A 21,837-nucleotide genomic window follows, 5' to 3' on the forward strand; every position below is an offset into this window, starting at 1 on the left:
GAAGTCAACGTCTAATTGAGAAACTCTTTCAGTGAGATTACCAAAATAAAACATTTACTGAAGAGCCGAATTTCCTAAACAAGACTATATAAAGCCACGTGATGATTAATAAAATATTATTTTCCACACTCATAATGGACTTCCTAACCCTCATAAATTGGGCATTAGGAGGTGAATGTAGTGAAAAAATGGATATTGGCTATATTCCTACCCATTTTGATTTTATTGTCTGGATGCTCCAATGATCCTGTGCAAGATGATTTACTTAATTATGTAAATAAAGAAATGAAGGAAGCGGGGAAATTAGAGAGGGCTGCCGTTTCAGCCTATGAAGGGGTCTCGGGTACAAACTATCAGGATGATCAAACAATGTACGATGTCTTAAATAATGATGTTATTCCAAATTACAACGAATTTATTAAAGCTCTAGATTCTGTAAAGATTGAAACAGATGAGGTAAGAGAAATCCACGAAATATATATTGAAGGAGCGGATATACAGTTTAAAGCCTTTGCAATAATTAAACAGGCATTAGAAGAACAGGATGCCAATTTGATCCAAAAAGCCAATGATATGTTGGCTGACGCGCGAAAACATATTCGTAATTATCAAACTAAATTGGATAAATTAGCAAAGGAACACGATGTGGATATTGAAAAATAACATTTTCTCCAGACATAAGCTGTAACAAAAATCGAGTCAGTCCTCCAGTTTTAAACATTGGAGGACTGACATTTCTTTAGCATTCCCCATCAAGAGGTGGGCGTTTGCTCTCTATACTCTAGTTTTTCGCATTGGCGGGAATTCGAAGTAGGTCAACGTGCGCCACACCCATTCCAATGGGCCGAAGCTGAAGTGGCGCAGCCAAATCGCACTGAACGTAAGTTGAATGACATAAATAGCTAAACAAAAATAAAGTGATTGTAAATAAGTGATATGATCAAATAAATCCAGCACCTTCCCCGCAACTAGGATTAAGATTGTTTGTGAAAGATAATTTGTCAGCCCCATCCGTCCATAGCTCTTTAAAGGTGACAGAACCTGCCGGACAACAGGAAAATTCAGAAGCAAAATCATCAGCCCGATATAAAAAGCAGAGACAATTGGACCAATCGTGATTCCAATCCGTAAGAATTGCTGCGTTTCTATGGACTCACCACCTGATCCAAATGCAAACGGAGCATGCTGATATTGATAAATAAGACCTGCCACACTTAAAACAAACATCCCCCCTGTGAAAACAGCTGTCACTTTCCATTGATCTGATATTCGTTCAAATAGCCGGTACTGCCCGGCGGCGATTCCTAACAACATCAAAGGAACCACCATAAACATTTTCTGAGCATACAAACTTAGGACGAGCAACATGACCATTCCAAAAACAAGATTTACAACCTTGTTCGCTTTATAAAAAGGTAAAATAATCAGACCGCAAATAGCATAAACCGTTAATGCTTCCCCTGGATGAAATTGCACATGAACTAATCCAAAGATAAACAACACGAGGATTCGCCGTAAAAACAAAACATAGCCATTTTTCCCCTTCGCATTTGCCCTGGAGATAAATATATAAAACCCCACACCAAACAAAAAGGTAAAGATCGTATAAAAGCGACCTTCCACAAATAAGTATAAAAACCTCAAGTACGATGCATCAGAGGTGCTGGGAATTGGTAACTTAACCGACAATAATGGAATGATGTTAACCAGGATAATCCCCATTAGGGCATATCCCCGTAAATAATCAAGAACATCGATCCGTGTGGATATCTCCTTCGCATTCATCCTAATCAACTCCACTATCATTATAACCGTTAACAAGATATTCAACTATTTTGCTAATCTAAAGAGGCTGACAGCATGCTTCCTGTCAGCCTTTAATATTTTCAGCTTTGCCACAATCGTTCTATCCCTTGATCAGGTGCAAGTAGTTCGTCCAGCTCGGGTGCACTTGGCAAATCAACCATGGTTTCATTGACCCAGCTTCCCTTTTTCACAGGATTTTTAACATAACCGATGATGTGGCCATAACGAATAATCGCATCCCCACACTTTAAATCCGTAAGTGTTACTTTATGACCTTGAGGTACTCGCTCATTCAGTTTTAGTCCATCTGAAAAAATTGCCCCCTCAGGCAATCCCCCAGTGTTGACAATAATCGCTACATTATTATCAGGGTGTACTTTTATGTATAAGGGCTTTTCAATCTCAGTTACGTTCAAAGACATGATTTAGGCTCCTTACTAATAGATTAATAGCTTATTTTTTGATTAAATTGTCCGATATCACTTATATTGTATTCCTGTTAGGAAAATTAACCATTAGTCAATTAAATAATTATTATGATAATTTTTTTGGACAATTGCAAAACTAACATCTTGGTAAACCCCTTACAAAAATAAGTTCACTGATGGCAAGTTAGTCTCTTCACATTAACTTGGTTTTTTTCCTCTATGAACTTGCACCTCCCTAATTGACCCAAACCAAACACCGCCCTTTTTCATACCTTAATAAAAAAACTGCAACTGAGATGTGTTTAAAATGGAGGTAAACAGAACTATGTTGGAGGTAAGGCAATCTCAATACGGGAGAGGGATTTTCGCGACTCGTGATATTATGAAGGATGAACTTCTAGAGGTGTCACCCGTCATTGTATTTCCTAAAGATGAGTATAAGTATTTGAAAAAAACCAAGTTAATAGACTATGTCTTCTGGTGGGGAACAAATTATGATGACTGTGCATTAGCATTAGGAGTCGGGTCACTATTCAATCATTCCAGCACACCTAATGCCATTTTTAAAAGAAAATTTAAAAAAGGGACAATCAAATTTTTTGCCTATACCGACATTAAGGCAGGCGAGGAAATTAAGATAAATTACAATGGAGACCCTGATGATAAGACACCATTATGGTTTGAGGAAGATTAAAACATTGATATTAAATTATGCCCAGTCTTTAGACTGGGCAAATTTATTATATCTTTTAGGCAATTTGCTTTTTCATAACCAGCAGACTAAAATTTGGATAAAAAGAAGCGTAAATAAAATTTCATCGAACGAAAAGGAGAGCACGTTTGCCCTCTTTTTTCACAAGTATTATTTAACTATAGTCAGTTTTTGGCCAATATAAAGAGGTTGATTGGGATCGAGGTTGTTGGCTTTGACGATGGAGTCAATCGTTACACCATTCTTCTGGGCAATCTTCCAGAGAGAATCGCCAGCAATAACGGTGTATACATAAGTTGATACAGTTGGAAGGGTAATAGTAAATTTTGCTACATACCCAGAATCCAAAGTCATGCTGTCTTTCTTGTATTCTATTGAATACCAGTCTCCGATTGCGGAATAAATTTTTATATCTGTATTCATCGGGAGCACGATCTTTGTATCATACTGAGTTCCAGGATTGGTTCTAACATTGACGTTTGTCCTTGTCTTAGCACTTTCAATTGTTTGAATCTCCTGATTAGATGGAACTTTGATTAATGGCTTGGAGACATATCCTTTCAGCACGGAGCTAACAATCCTGTACTCAATCTGATACCAATCACCCGTTTCTCCTGTTATGACCACTTCTGAACCAGCAGGGATTGTTCTTAGTATCGTACTTTGTGTGGTTGCAGTCGAGCGCAAGTTGGCATTTTTTAAAGTTAGACCGAATCCTTCTATAATCTGAATCAATTTGTCACGTGCTGCATACTCATTCTTATTTCCAGCAAGATCTGTGAGTTTTACAATTGGATAGTAATTCCCACGGATCACGTTAAAGCCCCGGCTGTTTTTTCCATCCCAATAAAAATTGGATGTACCCTTCAAGTGGCGTCCCCAACCGATGGTCTGAACTACCTGGCCGCTTTCATCAACAATGGTTACATCCATTTCTGCCGTTTCACTTATTGTAACTGGAATTTTAATTTGATTCTTCCCATCCTGAACAGAAAGCTGGCTGACTGCTGGTAAATCGATCGTTGCCGTTGGCTTTTCTGTATCTAGCTGGCTTATTTTTGGAACAGCGTACGTATAGAGAAATTGATTAGTCTCCGTTACAAAAATAGTATCTTTAATGACGCAGATTGGCCGTAGACCAGATGCGCCTGTAGTAGGTGTAAGCTGAAGAGTTGAATAAATGAGCTGCCCATTTGCTGAATTAAAGAATTTTATCTTGTTGTAATTTCCCAAAATAATTCTGTCTGAGGCTACAACCATACCGCTTGACCCTCTAATGGTCTGTAGTCCCCCGGCAACGAACTGCTCTGCGTACATGGTCTTCCATTTTTGTACTCCAGTATTTTTATCAATCGCCATAATATTGATCTCATCCAGGACAATTAAAGAATCATTCGTTACAGACAGAGGCTGTGTAAACATACCCGTTGGACTAAACTTCCATAATGTTCTTCCGCTTGCAGCATCCAATGCCCAAATGGTTCTAGTTGTTTTTTTCGTTTCGAAGTAAAGCTTCTCTTCTTTATAGACAGGAGCTCCGTAAATAGGCAAGCTTGAATCAAGTTCAAATGTCCAGAGAACAGTGCCGGAAGAGGAATCGAATGCATACATTTTGGATGTCATTTGCACTGGATTCCGTATATTGGCATACAGTCTATTTCCGCCAGCAGCAAAAACTCCTTCGATTTGCTCTTGGAATTTAAGGGGATAACTCCATTTCTTTTGACCCGTTTTTATATCTACTGTACCAATCGCATCCAGACCCTCGGTGGTTCTGGTGTAATAAAACAATGTATTTTGGTCTATTAAAAGCCTGTTCGCAAAGGTATCAACGGTCCAGAGTGTCAGTGGAGCGTTTCCGTTATCCTGAATCGCATAAAGTTTATTCATAGTTGATGCGTAAACCACTCCGTCTCTTGCTATCAAATCAAGAAAGGCATCCTGGTTTTCTGTTGAAAAATCCCATTTCTCTTTATAAGTGTCCAAGTCGGTAGCAGAAAGAATTTTTTTCGAAATTCGTTCAACCGAGTACAGCTGATTCTGATTCACGCTAAACAGGGAGGAAGCATTATTAAATGGATCTTTCTTTAACGTCAATAACGTCAAATCTACTGGCATTGTAGCAGTTGAATAATTGGTATTTCCCTGGTCAGCTAAGTGCATTTCCCAGTTTTGGTCATTAGCCCTTAAGCTACGATTCGTTACCAGCGCCGTTAATTCTGTTATCCTTTGCCTTAATTGTTGGTTTTCAACCTTTAATAGATGATAATCACTTGTGACTCTAAAAACCTTTTGTTTTTCATCCCAACTAACCTTTGCTCCTACCCTGCTTAACTCCGATATGGGCACATAAGTATTGTAAGGGTTATTTCTATAGTAATGATTGAAATACATCATATTTGAACATCACACCTCCATTTTCGTGCACTAATCATTTTATGCACATATACCTAGGTGGTGATGTTCAGTTAATTAAACAAACCAAAGAGCCTTTCCAAAAATGGAAAAGGCACTTAATTTTATTGTTAAGATTAGATTTAAACAGTTTGTTGTTGCTGTTGGCGTAGCTTCCGAGCGGCTGACACCATATTTTTTAGCGATGCAATGGTTTCTTCTTCATGACGTGTTTTTAAACCACAATCTGGATTCACCCAGAACTGTTCTTTTGAAATAATTTCTAAACTATCGTTTAAAATCGCATTGATTTCTTCTAGACTTGGTACACGTGGACTATGAATATCATACACTCCTAAACCAATACCAAGTTCATATGGATTTTTTTTAAGAGATTGAATCAACTCCCCATGACTTCTAGACGTTTCGATTGAAATCACATCTGCGTCAAGGGCACGAATCGGCTCAATAAAGTCATTAAACTCGCAATAGCACATATGTGTATGGATTTGTGTTTCATTCTTCACACTAGAAGTTGCTAACTTAAATGCATTTACCCCCCATGCTAAATAATCAGCCCATTTTTCTTTGCGTAATGGCAATCCTTCACGTAATGCCGGTTCATCCACTTGAATTATGGCAATGCCTGCATCTTCTAACGATGCAATCTCTTCTCTTAGTGCTAAGGCTAGTTGGTTGGCTACTTGTTCACGTGAAATATCATCGCGGACAAAAGACCAATTTAAGATTGTGATAGGACCTGTTAACATCCCTTTCACATACTTAGACGTTAATTGCTGTGCCGCTTCTACTTCCTTCACGGTCATTGGGGCTGTCCACTCGACGTCACCATAAATAATTGGTGGTTTGACACAACGTGAACCATAGGATACAACCCATGCTTTTTCTGTAAAGGCAAAACCTTCTAGCTTTTCTCCAAAGTACTCAACCATATCCGTCCGCTCAAATTCACCATGAACTAAAACATCCAGTCCTATTTCTTCTTGAATTTGAATCCAACGGGCTGTTTCACTTTTTAGAAACGATGCATACTCAGCGTCTGTAATTTCCTTTTTACGCCATGCTGTACGTGTCCGTTTTACTTGATCTGACTGAGGGAAGCTGCCAATCGTTGTGGTTGGATAATCTGGTAAATCTAATGCCTTTTTCTGCAAAGGCTGGCGTTCTTTAAACGTCATTGAACGTGCAAAATGCTCTTGTGTTACTTGTAATACTAGCTCTTTCACACGTGCATTTTTCCTTGCCTTATGCTGGGCTAATGCTTCAGTTGCTATCATACTTTGTGACACGCTCTTATTTCCTGTCCAAGCCTCGTCACGTACGTAAGATGCGATATGTGATAACTCAATTATTTTCTCATCGGCAAATGACAAAGCATTTGTCAGTATGGCATCCAGCTTTGTTTCTGCCTTCGTCGTCACAGGTACATGCTGTAAACTACATGAAGACTGAATCCAAGCTTCTTTTACACCGCTTAATAATAAAACAGCTTTTATATTGAATGCTTTTTCAGCCAAATTTGCCCGCCAAATATCCCGTCCATTTACTATACCAATTCCTAATACTTTATCCTGTGGGAACCCGTGTTTTCGAAGTGAAGCCATATTCTCTTCGGCACCATGTATGAAATCAAGACCAATCCCTTCAACAGGTAATTGAGACAGCTCTTCATACGCTGATAGTCCTTCAAAATAGGTTTGTAACATGATTTGTGCAGCCGGTACTTCTTCTGCTAACTGTTTGTAAATTTCTTGCACTAGTTTTACATCATCTGCTGTTAGTGAAAGGGTTAGTGCTGGTTCTTCCACTTGAATCCACTGTGCCCCAGCATCTACAAGCTGCTGGAATACTTGTGCATATAGCGGTAAAAGTTTCAAAATAAACAATGCTTTCGATTTGGCATCGTATCCTTTGGCTAAGCTAACAAAAGTAAAAGGACCGATCATTGTAGGCTTTGTAATAAGACCTAATTCCTCTTTGGCTTCTACAAAATAATCTAAAATGTAGTTCTTGGTTAATTGTAATGACTTGCCTTCATACTCGGGCACGATGTAGTGATAGTTGGTATTAAACCACTTTGTCATCTCACAAGCCACAACATGGCTTGCCCCACGGGCCATTTCGTAATACGTGGTAAGATCTACTTCATCACCTGTCCACTTATAACGATTTGGAATCAATCCAAACATTGCCGCATGGTCAAGCATACGGTCATAAATGGTAAAATCCCCAACTGTTAGTAACTCTAAGCCTAATGATTGCTGGCGCTTCAAATTATTCAAGCGAGTCGTTTTCATCTCTAAAATAAATTGCTCCTCTGATAACGCACCCTTCCAAAAAGATTCTACACAACGTTTCCACTCCCGATTATCACCAATGTACGGGTATCCAATAGCAGTACTTACTAAATTCATTTTTCATTCCTCCTTTTTTAGATTACAAATTCCCAAATACAAAAAAGCCATCTCCACAAAATGGAAATGGCTCTACAATCAAGTTTAAGTTTTGCTAAAAAACAAGAATAAACATAGCTACTCATAACTCGTTTGTCGTACAAATGAATGTCACCACCTATTTCCACGTAGGTATTTGGTGTGTACTGGAAATTGGCAGGTCTCCTGGCTTATCATCATGGCTCCTCACACCTTCCCATCATTTGACAGTGGTATTTGTGATTCACTCCGATTTACAGTTGCGGGACAGCGACGGAATTACACCGTTCTTCCCTATTAAGCCAAGCCTTAGCTTGGCACCAATTCTTACACGATATGTAATTTTCACTAACTATAGCATATTAATAATTTGAAGTACATAATTTTCTGAAAAGTAGTCAGCATGATGAGAGTTCTCTCGCTCACCTTAGCAATCTCTGATATCACATATCATGGGTTCTATTTTGCATTCGCATCGGGTTGATGAATTCCGAATATATTACCTTCGGTATCAATATAGTATCCTTGCCACGCCATTCCAGGCAGGGCATATTTGGCCATTGCGACCTTGCCGCCATTCTCAATAATTATAGCTTCCGTTACATCGTAATTTTCCACTCCCATTGTACAAGCAAATGCATTCAAAGCTTGGTTTGCTTCCGGTGGAGCACTTTGCCGCTGCATCAAAGCACCATTGATCCCAGGTTCATTCTCTTCGCCAGTCACTGCTCCAAAGTAAGGCATTCCTGCATACTCACTCCAATCTTGAAATGACCATCCGAATACCTCTCCATAAAACTTCTTTGCCCGTTCCATGTCATTGACATGAATTTCGAAATGAACTAATCTTCCCATGATTGCCTCCTAATTAAAAAAGTAATTATATTCGCTTCTAGCAAGTTAGCACTTATGTATATCTTGAAGTTATGATGCTTCATCTTATGATAGCAAAACTAAGGATGAAGCCAACTTTTCAATTTGAGCCAAAGCCTAATATATTTCCTCTTTATTATAGGATAATTGTTGGAATATATTCAATTTTTATAAAAATGAAATAATTTTACTTATTAGTTCCTGTTTGATATTCTTGCCATTTATTGCACGATCTACGACTGATACATAACGTCCACCCTTCTTATTATCGGGCACTCTTGGATTAATCTTTTTAAAATAGGACCTGTCATTGGTTTTGGTCATATCAAGATGTTGCTGGGTTATACATCCTTTATCTTTCTTTTGGTCACTTTGTTTGCTGGGTACTTACGCCACAAGAAAGCATCAGGATTTCGAAAAAAGTCCCACCGAATCATGGCAATGATCTTTACGATTTTTTTCTAGTCCATATGCTTATTCCTATAAAGTAACTTGCTCACATGGACAGCCAGGACATTCAAATACTACTTTAAAACGAATCTCTCTTATCTTTTTAATTAGACGACCAACGACAGAGGAAGATTAGTAATATTAAATAGGATACATGGATTGGTTTTGTCGATAAGATAATAAATGTGTTTTTTAGGGGATAAAAGAAATTCATAAGATTATCTGGAGATGGATTGCAAATTGTTACATATGAAGGTAATTGCTACTATAGAGTTATATGGATACGCAGCAAAATTGAAGAATTTAGCAAATAGTTCTAAAACATTAGCCAAAATACACTCTTACACTCCCTTCTATTTTTGCTGTTGCTAAACAATTCTGTATAAAATTCAGGATTTGTTTTTGATCCCAAGTTAAGAAATCACTTTCTGACAGAGAATTACCATTTTTGTAAAATTGCATGTAGACATTCATAGCCTTTTCAATTTGTTGTATCGAGAAGATAGAACTGTCGCCTGATCCACTAACTCCTGCATAGTAATTATTTGCATCAAGTAAATTATACAGTATGGTAGCATTAAAATTCCCCATGCTAAAACGAGCATAAGCAATTTCTTTTCCTGCTTTATTGTATCCTGATATATCGTGACCCATTAATTATCCTCCTTCAGATATAAATTTACTTACCAGAAATAATTAGTCTTAGGAAACTTATAATGATAATATGCCTACATGGTTTACCTATCCATTTTGATACCTCCTTCAGATAAAATAATATCACATTAGAATTCATATAAATTTAGTCTTTTCAAAAGCTTTTCTACAATTATGTGAACATAATAGTAAATCATTAAAGTACCTTTAAAAGGCAACACCCAAAGGGCTAGTTGCCTTCTTTTAATATGAGTTGCGCCACACACTCCACATGTATTGAGTATATGTGGCAACACAAGGGTGCTGGTGGGTTTATTACATTTTTAAGACCTTTTTCTTTCAGAAAACAGACTTTATCAAAACAAAAGTTGCCGGCTGTAACGGAACTTGAAACTGAATAAAATAAGTACACATGAGTTGATGTGATTCATTTTTTCTCTAACTTTTTGAGAGTTACATCATTTCACTGTCCGCGTCCCATCAACATTCTTTTCCAAAGTTATCAAGCAATGCACGCACTTCATCTGTTGATTTTGTGTTCATCAATTGATTTCTTAATTCACCAGCTCCACGGAATCCTTTGACATAAATTTTGAAAAAGCGATGAAGCCCTGTGATTGAACGTGGCAGTACTTCCGCATATTGATCTTGAAGATCAAGCTGCAGTCTTAAAAGATCAAGGTATTCTTTACTGCTATGCTCTTTTGGCTCTTTTTCAAAAGCAAAAGGATTTTTAAAAATACCTCGCCCGATCATAACGCCATCGATACCATATTGTTCAGCAAGCAGCAGCCCAGTTTGACGGTCAGGAATGTCTCCATTGATTGTTAGTAGCGTATTTGGTGCGATACGGTCACGTAATTTTTTGATTTCCGGAATTAGCTCCCAATGCGCATCTACTTGGCTCATTTCCTTTCTTGTACGTAAATGAATAGAAAGGTTCGCAATATCCTGTTTTAAAATATGAGTTAGCCACTCCTCCCACTCATTTACATCCTTATTGCCAAGTCGTGTTTTCACGCTGACAGGCAGTCCGCCCGCTTTTGCTGCTTGAATAAGTTCTGCCGCAACGTCTGGACGCAGAATAAGGCCACTACCCTTCCCTCTCGATGCCACATTCGGTACAGGGCAGCCCATATTAATATCGATGCCTTTAAATCCTAGATCTGCCATGCCAATACTCATTTGACGGAAATATTCGGGATTATCCCCCCAAATATGTGCCACCATTGGCTGTTCATCTTCTGTAAAAATCAAACGGCCACGCACACTTTTCATGCCCTCTGGATGACAATAGCTATCCGAGTTTGTAAACTCTGTGAAAAATACATCCGGTCGACCGGCTTCACTTACTACGTGACGAAAAACAACATCTGTCACATCTTCCATTGGTGCAAGTACAAAAAATGGTCGTGGTAAATCACGCCAAAAATTATCTATCATTTCAAACTCAAATCCTCTCACTATGGATACAACTTCAAACTCTCGGTCAAAAAATATAAAGCCAAATGTTCCACTTCTTTTATACTTATATCATGCTTAATAACTTCTTATCAAACACAATTACTCCATTCTCTGGTTGAGAAAACCACTTGTAATCACGATGGCATTGTTCATATTCAATACAGTTTTGTTAATCCGTTACAAGAAACGTAAAAAGGCAACACCCAAATGGGTTAGTTGCCTTCTTTTAAAATGAGTTGCGACACACACTCCACGTGCGTCGTCATCGGAAACATATCAACCGGCTGCACTTCGACCGTTTTGTATCCTCCGTCTTCCAATATCCGTAAATCCCTCGCTAGGGTAGCAGGATTACAGGATACATAAACGACCTTTTTCGGTTTCATCTCAATAATGGTCTGCAGCAAGGCCTCGTCACAGCCTTTGCGCGGCGGGTCAACAACCAAGACATCAGCGACATTACCTTCCTTATACCACTTCGGTATAACAACCTCCGCTTCCCCTGCAGCAAACTCTGTATTCGTCATCTCATTTAACGTTGCATTCCGCTTAGCATCCTCTATTGCCTCTGGTACAACTTCTACGCCGAATACCTTCCGTGCTTTTTGTGCTAAAAATAGAGAAATCGTTCCGATTCCGCAGTAAGCATCAATCACACTTTCTTCGCCAACAAGGCCCGCATATTCAAGCGCCTTATCATATAACACTTTTGTTTGAACAGGGTTTACTTGGTAAAAGGACAGTGCGGAAATGGCAAATTTCACATCCCCAATATAGTCATAGATGACTTCATTCCCCCACAAAACGCTCGTTTTTTCCCCCATGATGACGTTTGTGCGCTTGGAATTGACATTATGGACGATTGACTTTACCTTTGGCAGCCTCGCAACAATTTGCTCTACCAGCATATTTTGCTGAGGAAGATCCGCCGTCCTCGTGATAAGTACTACCATGAGCTCTCCCGTCTGCTGACCATAACGAGCCATAATGTGTCTGAGTACACCTTTATGAGATTCCTCGTGATACGCACGAATCCCTAGCTCGCTGCATATTTCCTTTACCGTCTGGACCGCGTCATTAATTTCAGGCAATTGAATGACACTCTCATTCGTATCAACAATTTCATGGCTCCGAGGTTTAAAAAAGCCAGCAATCAATTTGCCGTCCTTCTCTCCAACAGGCACCTGGGCTTTGTTGCGGTAATGCAAGGGGTGATCCATCCCCAGAATCGGATGAACAACAACATCCTCCAGTTTACCGATCCGTGTGAGCACCTGACGGACCTGGTTTTCTTTATATTTCAGCTGACCTTCATAGCTGATGTGCTCGAGCTGGCAGCCACCATATTTTTGGATATCACCGCTCTCAATATCGACTCGGAACGGACTTTTTTCATAAAGCTCGACCAATCGCCCAAAGCCGTACCCTTTGCCTGTCTTAATCACCTTCACTTTTGCCTTTTCGCCCGGCAGTCCGTTCGGGACAAATAACGGGTACCCATCAACCTTGGCCACACCCGCTCCGTCATGGGTTAAATCTTCAAAAACTACATCTATGTAATCATTTTTATTAACTGGTACTATTCTGCTCATACGTTTCTTCCTTTGCTCGTTTTGACTGCTAAGATTGTAACACAAAGCATGACTGATTGCGAAACCTGTTAACGGACAAAAGCCTTTTTTTCAATAAGACTACGAAAATTGTCAGAATATTTTTGTTTCCAAATATAATAAAAGTGTATATGATTAAAACAATCTCATTATAAGGAAGGAGAGGATATTGATGAAGATGCTAAAAAACCTTTCCATTCCGTTACTCCTTGCCTTCCTTACTTTCACCTTTAGCCACTTTTCATATTCACTTTCACACTCTCATCCTGATATCAAAGCAATCATCAACGTAGATGATGGCAAAGTGAAAGATCAATGGGGTGATGAAAAAAAGCTGCCCGTTGTGATACAAACTCACTTTATCCTTACGACCATCCTTTCAGCAGCACTAACTCCACTCATTTATTTGTTTATAAGTTTTCACAAAAGCTTTATTTTTCTCATTCCCATCTTTCATCAATCAAACTATGTGATCCACCCTCCCGAATAATAAGCTAACACCATAATAAGGGAGGAAATTAATATGTGGATCCGCTTTGTAATCATTGGCTTCTTTTCAGTATCAGCCGCAAGTATGCTTACCTACCAGGGTATCGAAATTTTCCATGCCTTTGTCGATTTCTTTAAACAAAAATAAACGAAGGGCAGACTCAAAAGGGAAATAAAACCCCTTAAGTCTGCCCTTTTTTATCAAAAGAACGCATGATCGTTACCTTTTCATTGCCTCTACCTTGTCCTTAACCTCTTCAATATTCCTCATCTTGTTATCCCAGCATTTTTGACTCAAGTCAACTGGATAACCTTCTGGATTCGTAATCCGCTGATACTCGCCCCAAAGTGCATCAAGGTTTTGCTTCAAATAATCACGGGATTCTTCCAAGCAAGGCATTTCATAAACAAGCTCGCCTTTAGAAAAGATTTCTTCATGTAATTCTTTTGCTGTAAAGTTGGTAACCACCTTATTCAAATACGTGTGGGTTGGATGGAACATCCGCAGCCGTTTTTCAGGCAGCTTTTCGTCCGCTAACGCAATATAATCACCTTCAGCATGGTGGTTTGTATTATTGATGATTCGATAAACCCTCTTCAATCCTGGGGTTGTAACCTTTTCCGGATTGGATGAGATCTTGATCGTATCTTCCATTTTTCCGGTTTCGTCCTCAATAGACACAATTTTATAAACCGCACCCAGTGCAGCTTGGTCGTAAGCTGTAATCAGCTTTGTGCCAACTCCCCAGCTGTCGATTTTGGCGCCTTGTGATTTCAAGCTCATTATTGTATATTCATCTAAATCACTTGAGGCAACTATCTTTGCATTGGTGAATCCTGCCTCATCGAGCATTTTGCGCGCTTCCTTTGAAAGGTAAGCAAGGTCGCCGCTATCAAGACGAATTCCGATAAAATTAATCTTATCGCCTAACTCTTTCGCTACTTTGATCGCATTAGGAACACCGAGGCGGAGTGTATCATATGTATCAACCAAAAAGACACAATCTTTGTGTGTTTCGGCATATTTGATGAAAGCCGTATATTCATCCTTATAAGCTTGGACCATCGAATGGGCATGTGTTCCAGATACTGGAATACCAAACAGCTTACCCGCTCTTACATTGCTAGTTGATTCAAAACCGGCGAGATAGGCTGCTCTTGTTCCCCAAATCGCTGCATCCATTTCCTGGGCCCGTCTTGTCCCAAATTCCATCGCCACTTCATCACCCACGACTTGCTTAATGCGGGATGCCTTCGTAGCAATTAATGTTTGATAGTTCACAATGTTAAGCAGCGCCGTTTCAATCAATTGGGCTTCACAAAGCGGAGCCTCCACACGTAAGATCGGTTCATTGCCAAAAACAAGCTCGCCTTCTTTCATCGCACAGATTGTTCCGGTGAAACGAATTTCTCTAAGATATTGGATAAAATCTTCCTTGTAACCTACTTCATTTTGCAAATACTCGAGGTCTTCCTCACTAAAGCGGAAGCCTTGAATAAACTGGATTACCTTCTCCAATCCAGCGAATACTGCATAGCCGTTCCCGAACGGAAGCTTGCGGAAAAATAGTTCGAAGACCGCGCTTTTATTATGTATCCCATCTCTCCAATACGTTTCTACCATATTGATCTGATATAGATCGGTATGCAGAGTTAAACTATCATCGTGATAAAAGTGTTTCATAATCAGACCTCCGAAATACTATTTCAGCTTTTCCTCATTATAACCAATATTACCCTCGAAAGTCTATTTAACTATTGCTCCAAGAGATTGTTCAAAATGTCCGAGGGCCCATTCATGACCCGCCTGATTAAAAGAAGCCACGGCATCCTTATATACCACAATCTTAAATCCTTTATTGTAAGCATCTACTGCTGTATGAAGAACACAAATATCGGTGCAGACACCGACCAAATGAACTTCTGTAATTCCGCGCTCTCGTAATTTGGTTTCAAGGTCTGTTCCCGCGAAAGCAGAGTATCTTGTTTTATCCATAAAGGTAACATTCTCACGTTGTTCATTCATTTCAAACACTTCCTTCAGCGCACCAAACAAGTCTCTTCCTGACGTCCCGCGAAGGTTATGCGGCGGAAACAATTTCGTTTCTGGATGGTATTGGTCACCCTGATCATGGACATCAATGGCAAATACAACATAATCACCATTCGTAACAAACTCTTTTGTCAGTTCAACCATCCTTCCTTCGATTTTTTGTCCTGGCTCACCGCATGTTAACGCCCCATCAACCGCCACAAAATCATAGGTATAATCGATATTTATTAACGCCTTCAATTCACAACACCCCTTCTCATTTCATTACAGACATTATTCTAGGACTATTACACAATTCCCTTTTTCACCTGTAAAAAAAGCCCGCTCCGATTGGAACGAACTTTTCACTTAGCTATATCTTTTCCCCGATTCCCAATCTGTCGGGCGATCATTCGGGCGAATATCGTCAAGAGGAACAAACACCTCTAAATGACGGTACAAGTTTTCAAATTCGGCTGGAAGCAAGCCGCCAAACTCCCCATCCAAATTCAACTGGACTTTATCTACTGCCTGGACTTTAATCCGGTTGGCCTGAGTGTAGATGACATTTGGATCATTTACATGCTCACCGCGAAGAGCCAACGTCGCAATCCGGATAAATTCAGCAAGATTCGTCTTTTTCAATATTAATAATGAAAAGAGTCCATCGTTAATAGAAGAATCCGGTGCCAGCTTTTCAAAGCCGCCAATCGAGTTTGTCAGCCCGACAAGAAAGAGCATCGCTTCACCCTCAAACAGTTTCCCATCATACTCAATCGAAACTTCTGAAGGTTTAATAGAAGGCAGCATTTCCATCCCTTTTAAGTAGTAGGCTAGTTGGCCGAGCATCGTTTTCAATTTGCTTGGAACTTCATATGTAAGCTCGGTTATTCTTCCGCCGCCCGCAATATTAATAAAATATCGATCATTGATACGTCCAATATCGACGGGAATCAATTCACCCTTCGTGATAATGTCTACAGCTGGTCCAATATCTCTGGGGATGTGGAGGGCTCGGGCAAAGTCATTCGTGGTTCCTGCTGGAATGATCCCTAATTTAGGACGGTAATCTTGTTCCGCAAGTCCGTTGACCACTTCATGAATCGTACCATCTCCACCCGCTGCAATGACGATATCATACTGACGCTCTACAGCTAAGCGTGCTGCTTCGGTCGCATCGCCTGCACCAGTGGTTGCGTGGCATGAAGCTTCATACCCAGCAATCTCAAGCTTTTGAAGAATTTCTGGAAGATTCCGCTTTAGAATTTCACGTCCTGAGGTAGGATTGTAAATCAGTCTTGCTCTTTTCATCGTTTTCATCATCCTATTTTTGAAATCAACAATCGGCATTTGTTATCTGCTCAATTCAATATTCTACCAATTATTATCCTAGCTTACAAACTTATAATCAAGCCGATAAACTATTTTTTCTTCAAACATCCAACTCCTATCATAACGTTTTTTTATTTTTTTGCAAAAAACTAGACAAGTGGATTTAGCCATGTATGCCTAATCACTTGTTTATATATTTATTTATTCGTAGTAAGACTAACATCATAGGCATTGGCAATATTGATATGGTATTTTCCTTCACCAGATTGAAAAACTGCATTTTTCCTGCCATTGTCGATGCCATTTAAATCCTTTTCCGTTGACACCTTCCAGTCGCCATCTTTCCCTCTTACCTCTTGGGCACCTACTGCTGCAACCTTCAAATTGCTAGCCGCGGCCACATCGACAACGACCGATGCGACACTTTCAATACTCCAGTCGTTCACAAGCGAGCGCGGCTTTAAGGTTAACGCATTATCACTGCCAATCACCTCAAGCTTCACATGATTCGGAACCAAAAGTGTCGCCGCTACTTCCCCAGCTGCTGCATTAAACGGACTCATTTCGTTTGGCAGTGACTTCATGTTTAAATAGAGCGTATCACCCTTTTGGTTTGCTGAAATCACATCATCCGCACTTTGGAGTAACTTCTCCTTTTTGGCTGTTTGCACCCGGTATGTACCGAACAATGATACCTCCTTTTCCTCCGTTGACTCCACCGTCATCTGATGGCCCACCGTCCTGACCACCACCCGTTTGATGCTGTCATCCATTTGGTAGGAAAAAGCAGGCAGTTCAAGCGAGCGCTCTTCCCTCGCCATCACTTCTTCCACCTTCCCCATAATCCCCGTTGTGCTTAAAATTGCAAACGCAATTCCCGCAGTTCCAATTAATCCTACAAAGAAAATACTAAGAAAATCATATTTTAAGACCGGCTTTTCCTGTCGTGACAAAAACAAATAAAGGAGAATTTCAATTCCAATAACAACCAATAGAAGCGGCCACCAAGCCGTCATAACTTGTACAAGGTCTAACCCCAAAAACTTTGAAAAAAAGAGGAAGAGGCCAAGGAAAACGAGTGAGGCCCCCATCGAAAACGTCCCAACACGCCAAGTTCTCATGCTTCTTCTCCTCCCTTTCTTTTTCTAAAAAGGAACCCAATCCCGAATCCGATTATTGCTGCCCCTGCAATTGTTTTTCCCCACTTACTCATGCTTCTCAGCCCCCTGCTTTTGTTTACTTCCAGATAGAAGTTTAATTCCCCCGCCAATCAACAGCAGACAAACAAGTCCCGTTTGAAAATAACCTTGAACCCAATACATCACATCGATATCAATTAGCCTGCTTAACATCGGTGAAAAAGCTGGAAGCAGGACGTTCATCATTAGATAGTAGAGTCCCATCATAACAAGTCCAATGCCGACCCATTTCTGATGATTTAGGAAATAAGCAATAATCGGAACATCCTCCACCGTTTCTTCCCCATACTTTGAAACCTTTTGCATCGCATCAAAAAAGCTGTAAAACCAAATGATTGGGATCAGGAACAAGAAGATACCAAGCCGTAAGATATCTAAAATATAGATAGAAAAAAGAAATGCTGCCATTAACTGGATTCCCCGGCGCTGTAAGCCTAAGTAGAGGTGGCCTGCCCCTGGGAAGATTGAAAGAAAGGTAGCAATCGACTTACTCTTTTTCCCGTCCTCGCGGCGCATTTCAAAGTCTTCAAAAATCGTTCTGTCGACAAGCTCCTCACCGCGCTGCTTTTTATTTACCTGTTGAACCGCATCAAAGAATCCGTAGACCCAGATAATCGGCAGGGCTGCCATAAAGACCATAAATTCGCCGCGGTTGGAAAGTGCAGTTACAAATGTAACCATGACCCCAAGCCCCAAAAACGTTGCCAAAAGTGTTAAACCCCTGTTCATCAATCCAATTTGGAAGTGCCCAAGGCCCGGAATAAATGACAAAACGATAGTATAGAAGCGTTCTGAATCTTGGGAAGCCTGTGGCTGCGGTTCATCTGGGTTCGCTGTCTTCTGCGCTTTTTTATGTTTAGAAACCTGCACACCCATGTCGATAAAACTGATTAGGTAAATGAATAGTCCTAACATAAAAGTAACAATGCCAACTTCCTCATTATTCGTTACTAACCCAATAACAGTGACGAACGCCAACCCCATTACGGTCAGTAGATAAAGTACTCCGCGAAACATGTTGCCGAAATATATATGACCAAGGCCTGGAAATAAGGATAAGGTCAATGCTTTTGTCGGATTTTTCATTTCTTAACTGCCTCCTTTTTTTCTAGTGAATCCATCCATGCAAAAGTTTTATTAATAACACCCTCTGTGACCGAATGCTTCTTTTTCTGAACCTGTGGTTGCGGGCTTTCTAACGAATTCGCATACGTAGCGAGCGACTGAAAAGCACCCGTGAAGGTCAACAGAATCGTCGCCGCTGCAGCCAGAAGATAATGGAATGCCGCTTGCTGATAAAAAGGTTTTTTCTTCATTTTGGTTTTGGCATCATTTTTGGTGTCATTTTTGGTGTCAGGCACCGAAGGAACCATTAACATAGTGTTAAGGTTTCTAACGGTGTCAGGCACCACGATTTTTTGTTTCGAAACCTCTGCCATGACCGAATCGGTAAACTCGCTCATGTCGGATAGAATTGGAAGCGATGATTCATTTGCTTCCATCGCCATTAAGTAATGGTTGAGACATTGGTCGCACGAGTATAAATGGTCTTCTAATTCCTGCCTTGAATTCTCATTGATTTCGTCATTAACGTATTGCAACCACTCATCATAAGTGTAATGCTTCATGAAAAATCGTCCTCCTTCCAATTCTTTTTCATCCAATGGCGAGCCCGGTACAGCTTTGTTTCAATCGTTTTCACCTGTACATTTTGTTCTTCTGCCATTTGCTGATAGCTTTTTTCCGCTATGTAAAATCCATAAATCACATCACGGTAATTTTCGGGCAGTTCATCAAGCTTCTTCCTGACGAGCCTTCTTCGGTCAATTTCCATTATCTCTTTTTCAACACTATCCTTCGGTGTCCCTACTAACTGCAGCTCGAGTTCCTCCGCCACTTCCTCTCTTCGTCTCACTTGTTTTCTTTTGATATCTATCGCATGATTAACAGCTATTCGCGTCATCCACGTTTTGAAACCTTGATTTTGGTATTGGGGGAGAGAAGTATAGATTTTCATAAATACTTCCTGTGCTGCGTCTTCTGCTTCCTTTTGGTCGCGAAGAACAGCAAAGATGGTCCGGAACACATCATTGCGGTACTTCTCAACCAAAAGGCGAAAGGCGTGATCATTGCCTTCCAACACATTTTCTATTAAGGCTGTATCGGTAATTGTTCTCTCCCCCTTTCTTTGTTGTTACTCACTTTAATAGACGACAGGTTATTGAAAAAACCCTACACTAATTTAAAAAATATTTTTTCGAATCTTTTTTATCATACCATGCTAATTTTCATGGCAGAAAAATTCCACAAGAAAAAACCGTGCGAAGGCGGCCGCACGGTTTTAGCAGATATATCGTAGATTATTCTTTAATTTCCAATCCTAATAGCCTCGCAAATCCTAGCGCCTGGTCTGCAGAAACCGTGCACCCTGCAACACTATCAAGCGAGAGATTTAAGCGGTTAAATTTACAGGTGCTGAGGTCCACTCCTTTAAGAGTGGTTCCCGTAAAATTCGCATCATCAAGATCACAATTTTTAAATTCAATTTTTTTAAACTTGGCATCATAGTAATCAGCATTGCGAAGGGAACAATTTTCAAATCTCATTTCCTTCAAATCAGCATATCCAAACGAGCCCATATTCAGATTACAGCTCTCAAACAAGACATTACGAAGTGTAGCATCTGCAAGATTTAACCCTAAAAGTTTTGAATCGTGAAACTCGACACGGTGGATAATTCCATCGGTAAAATCCACATTGGATAGATCGCACCGATCAAATAAAACATCAGTTAATTGAATATAGCGAAACGATCCATCGAGAAAGGTTACATTTCTAAAAACAACCTCTTCAAAACTTAGCTTTTCAATTTCCTCTTGCGATATCGAGCAGTCGCTGATAATTGCCATGTTAATGTAAGAATCTTCTCTATCGTTAAAGTCTAATGGTGTTAGACTTGATGGAATTTTTGGCTGTTGAATTTTTAGCTTCTGACTCAAATTGATCATCCTTTTCATAAGGCGATGTTGATTCATCATGTGATGAGTTTATCTTTTAAGTTATTATAACGTAAATAGTAGAAGGTCTACTCACCAATTCTTAAAATACAAACATTACATTCATGTGGAATGACAAAGGATTCTTGATCAGGGATTGAACTGGCTAACTCCTCCAATGCCGCTTTTCGAACTGTTACATCTATTCCTGCCAGCCATGAAATCGACTCCATTCGCTCGATCCATTCCTGCTTTGTATAGTTGACCCTGTAATTTAACTTATAAAAATCTCTTAGTTCGAAACCATTTGTCTGCCATTCAGCAAACCACTCGACGGGAAATCCGTTCATCCGCATCTGGGACTCTGCTTTCGAACCTGCTGGCAATAAGCCGCCTTCAACGTATTTTGCTAGCACTGCAAAGGTTTTTTCAACGGCAGGCGTGCCTGATAGAAAACCAGAATCAATAACAATTAACGTCCCTTTTGCTTTTAATATCCTTTTCATTTCTTGGATTGCCTTAGGACGATCAAACCAATGCCATGCCCTTATTACTGTGACAATATCAAACTGTGAATCTTTTAGACCTGTATCTTCTGCACTGCCCAGTTGATACGGAATGGTAAAGTTCTTCGTAAGATTGAAAGCCTTTGCCTGTTCTAGCATTTCCTTTGATGGCTCAATGCCAATAACATCCGCTTTTCGTAAGGCCACTTTTCTTGTTAACACACCAGTTCCCGAGCCGATATCAGCGACTTTTTTTCCTTCAAAAAAAATATTGCGGAGATGGAGGCTATCCATTAAGGTTACGGGAATATCTTCTCTTGCGCATGCATAGCTATTAGCAACTTGACCAAAATCAATTTGTCTCATGTTGAGCGCTCCCTTTTCTTACTAATAGTGAGAATTCAACAAAATAATACCACTGAAGTGTGATAGAATCTAT

The 21,837-nt window shown here is 39.9% G+C and carries 20 protein-coding genes and 1 riboswitch; of the genes, 3 read left to right on the forward strand and 17 right to left on the reverse strand.

Features of this window, described 5'->3' with window-relative positions:
* Positions 1-180 precede the first annotated feature (180 nt).
* Positions 181-663, forward strand: coding sequence for a hypothetical protein (locus QF028_RS25865; protein WP_429470164.1), 483 nt, complete (start codon positions 181-183; stop codon positions 661-663).
* A 111-nt stretch (positions 664-774) separates the two neighbouring features.
* Here QF028_RS25865 and QF028_RS25870 read toward each other — a convergent pair whose 3' ends face one another.
* Together QF028_RS25870 and QF028_RS25875 are read right to left on the reverse strand one after the other, a co-directional pair.
* Positions 775-1,785 (reverse strand): DUF418 domain-containing protein, encoded by a 1,011-nt coding sequence (locus QF028_RS25870; protein ID WP_429470166.1) that lies wholly within the window; start codon positions 1,783-1,785, stop codon positions 775-777.
* Between the two features lie 101 nt (positions 1,786-1,886).
* Complete coding sequence (locus QF028_RS25875) at positions 1,887-2,228, reverse strand: UxaA family hydrolase (RefSeq protein ID WP_429470168.1); 342 nt, start codon at positions 2,226-2,228, stop codon at positions 1,887-1,889.
* A 331-nt stretch (positions 2,229-2,559) separates the two neighbouring features.
* Between QF028_RS25875 and QF028_RS25880 the strand changes: the two genes are divergently transcribed.
* Complete coding sequence (locus tag QF028_RS25880) at positions 2,560-2,928, forward strand: SET domain-containing protein (RefSeq protein ID WP_429470170.1); 369 nt, start codon at positions 2,560-2,562, stop codon at positions 2,926-2,928.
* Between the two features lie 168 nt (positions 2,929-3,096).
* On the opposite strand, the gene QF028_RS25885 is transcribed toward QF028_RS25880, so the two are convergent.
* The 6 genes from QF028_RS25885 to rlmD form a co-directional block, all read right to left on the reverse strand.
* A complete protein-coding gene (locus QF028_RS25885; protein ID WP_429470172.1) occupies positions 3,097-5,343 on the reverse strand; it encodes a PQQ-binding-like beta-propeller repeat protein in 2,247 nt (748 codons plus the stop codon).
* Positions 5,344-5,483: 140 nt separating this feature from the next.
* Positions 5,484-7,775 (reverse strand): 5-methyltetrahydropteroyltriglutamate--homocysteine S-methyltransferase, encoded by a 2,292-nt coding sequence (metE, locus tag QF028_RS25890; RefSeq protein ID WP_429470174.1) that lies wholly within the window; start codon positions 7,773-7,775, stop codon positions 5,484-5,486.
* A gap of 177 nt (positions 7,776-7,952) precedes the next feature.
* Positions 7,953-8,133, reverse strand: a riboswitch (cobalamin riboswitch).
* Positions 8,134-8,252: 119 nt separating this feature from the next.
* Positions 8,253-8,648 carry a VOC family protein gene (locus QF028_RS25895; RefSeq protein WP_168241684.1) on the reverse strand — a complete coding sequence of 132 codons (396 nt, stop codon included), beginning with the start codon at positions 8,646-8,648 and terminating at the stop codon, positions 8,253-8,255.
* Between the two features lie 792 nt (positions 8,649-9,440).
* Positions 9,441-9,770, reverse strand: coding sequence for a hypothetical protein (locus tag QF028_RS25900; RefSeq protein ID WP_429470176.1), 330 nt, complete (start codon positions 9,768-9,770; stop codon positions 9,441-9,443).
* A gap of 480 nt (positions 9,771-10,250) precedes the next feature.
* On the reverse strand, positions 10,251-11,213 hold the full coding sequence (locus tag QF028_RS25905) for a tRNA dihydrouridine synthase (RefSeq protein ID WP_429470178.1): 963 nt from the start codon (positions 11,211-11,213) through the stop codon (positions 10,251-10,253).
* A 233-nt stretch (positions 11,214-11,446) separates the two neighbouring features.
* On the reverse strand, positions 11,447-12,826 hold the full coding sequence (rlmD, locus tag QF028_RS25910; RefSeq protein WP_429470180.1) for a 23S rRNA (uracil(1939)-C(5))-methyltransferase RlmD: 1,380 nt from the start codon (positions 12,824-12,826) through the stop codon (positions 11,447-11,449).
* 190 nt (positions 12,827-13,016) lie between these two features.
* Between rlmD and QF028_RS25915 the strand changes: the two genes are divergently transcribed.
* Positions 13,017-13,334, forward strand: coding sequence for a hypothetical protein (locus QF028_RS25915; protein WP_429470182.1), 318 nt, complete (start codon positions 13,017-13,019; stop codon positions 13,332-13,334).
* A gap of 219 nt (positions 13,335-13,553) precedes the next feature.
* On the opposite strand, the gene QF028_RS25920 is transcribed toward QF028_RS25915, so the two are convergent.
* From QF028_RS25920 to QF028_RS25960, 9 genes are all read right to left on the reverse strand, one after another.
* Positions 13,554-15,017, reverse strand: coding sequence for a nicotinate phosphoribosyltransferase (locus QF028_RS25920; protein WP_429470184.1), 1,464 nt, complete (start codon positions 15,015-15,017; stop codon positions 13,554-13,556).
* 63 nt (positions 15,018-15,080) lie between these two features.
* On the reverse strand, positions 15,081-15,626 hold the full coding sequence (locus QF028_RS25925) for a cysteine hydrolase family protein (RefSeq protein ID WP_429470186.1): 546 nt from the start codon (positions 15,624-15,626) through the stop codon (positions 15,081-15,083).
* Positions 15,627-15,734: 108 nt separating this feature from the next.
* Positions 15,735-16,676, reverse strand: coding sequence for a diacylglycerol kinase (locus QF028_RS25930; RefSeq protein WP_214714262.1), 942 nt, complete (start codon positions 16,674-16,676; stop codon positions 15,735-15,737).
* A 218-nt stretch (positions 16,677-16,894) separates the two neighbouring features.
* Positions 16,895-17,818 carry a hypothetical protein gene (locus QF028_RS25935; protein ID WP_429470188.1) on the reverse strand — a complete coding sequence of 308 codons (924 nt, stop codon included), beginning with the start codon at positions 17,816-17,818 and terminating at the stop codon, positions 16,895-16,897.
* A gap of 84 nt (positions 17,819-17,902) precedes the next feature.
* Entirely contained in the window at positions 17,903-18,982 is a 1,080-nt protein-coding gene (locus tag QF028_RS25940) for a hypothetical protein (protein ID WP_429470190.1), read from the reverse strand.
* Positions 18,979-19,524, reverse strand: coding sequence for an anti-sigma factor family protein (locus QF028_RS25945; protein WP_429470191.1), 546 nt, complete (start codon positions 19,522-19,524; stop codon positions 18,979-18,981). Before QF028_RS25945 ends, QF028_RS25940 begins: the two co-directional genes overlap by 4 nt.
* Positions 19,521-20,036 carry a sigma-70 family RNA polymerase sigma factor gene (locus tag QF028_RS25950; RefSeq protein ID WP_251033448.1) on the reverse strand — a complete coding sequence of 172 codons (516 nt, stop codon included), beginning with the start codon at positions 20,034-20,036 and terminating at the stop codon, positions 19,521-19,523. Before QF028_RS25950 ends, QF028_RS25945 begins: the two co-directional genes overlap by 4 nt.
* Before the next feature lie 220 nt (positions 20,037-20,256).
* Positions 20,257-20,895 carry a pentapeptide repeat-containing protein gene (locus QF028_RS25955; protein ID WP_429470194.1) on the reverse strand — a complete coding sequence of 213 codons (639 nt, stop codon included), beginning with the start codon at positions 20,893-20,895 and terminating at the stop codon, positions 20,257-20,259.
* A gap of 86 nt (positions 20,896-20,981) precedes the next feature.
* On the reverse strand, positions 20,982-21,764 hold the full coding sequence (locus QF028_RS25960; protein ID WP_429470196.1) for a class I SAM-dependent methyltransferase: 783 nt from the start codon (positions 21,762-21,764) through the stop codon (positions 20,982-20,984).
* Positions 21,765-21,837 lie beyond the last annotated feature (73 nt).

The sequence above is a fragment of the Neobacillus sp. B4I6 genome (genome assembly GCF_050434045.1).
GTDB lineage: Bacteria > Bacillota > Bacilli > Bacillales > Cytobacillaceae > Neobacillus.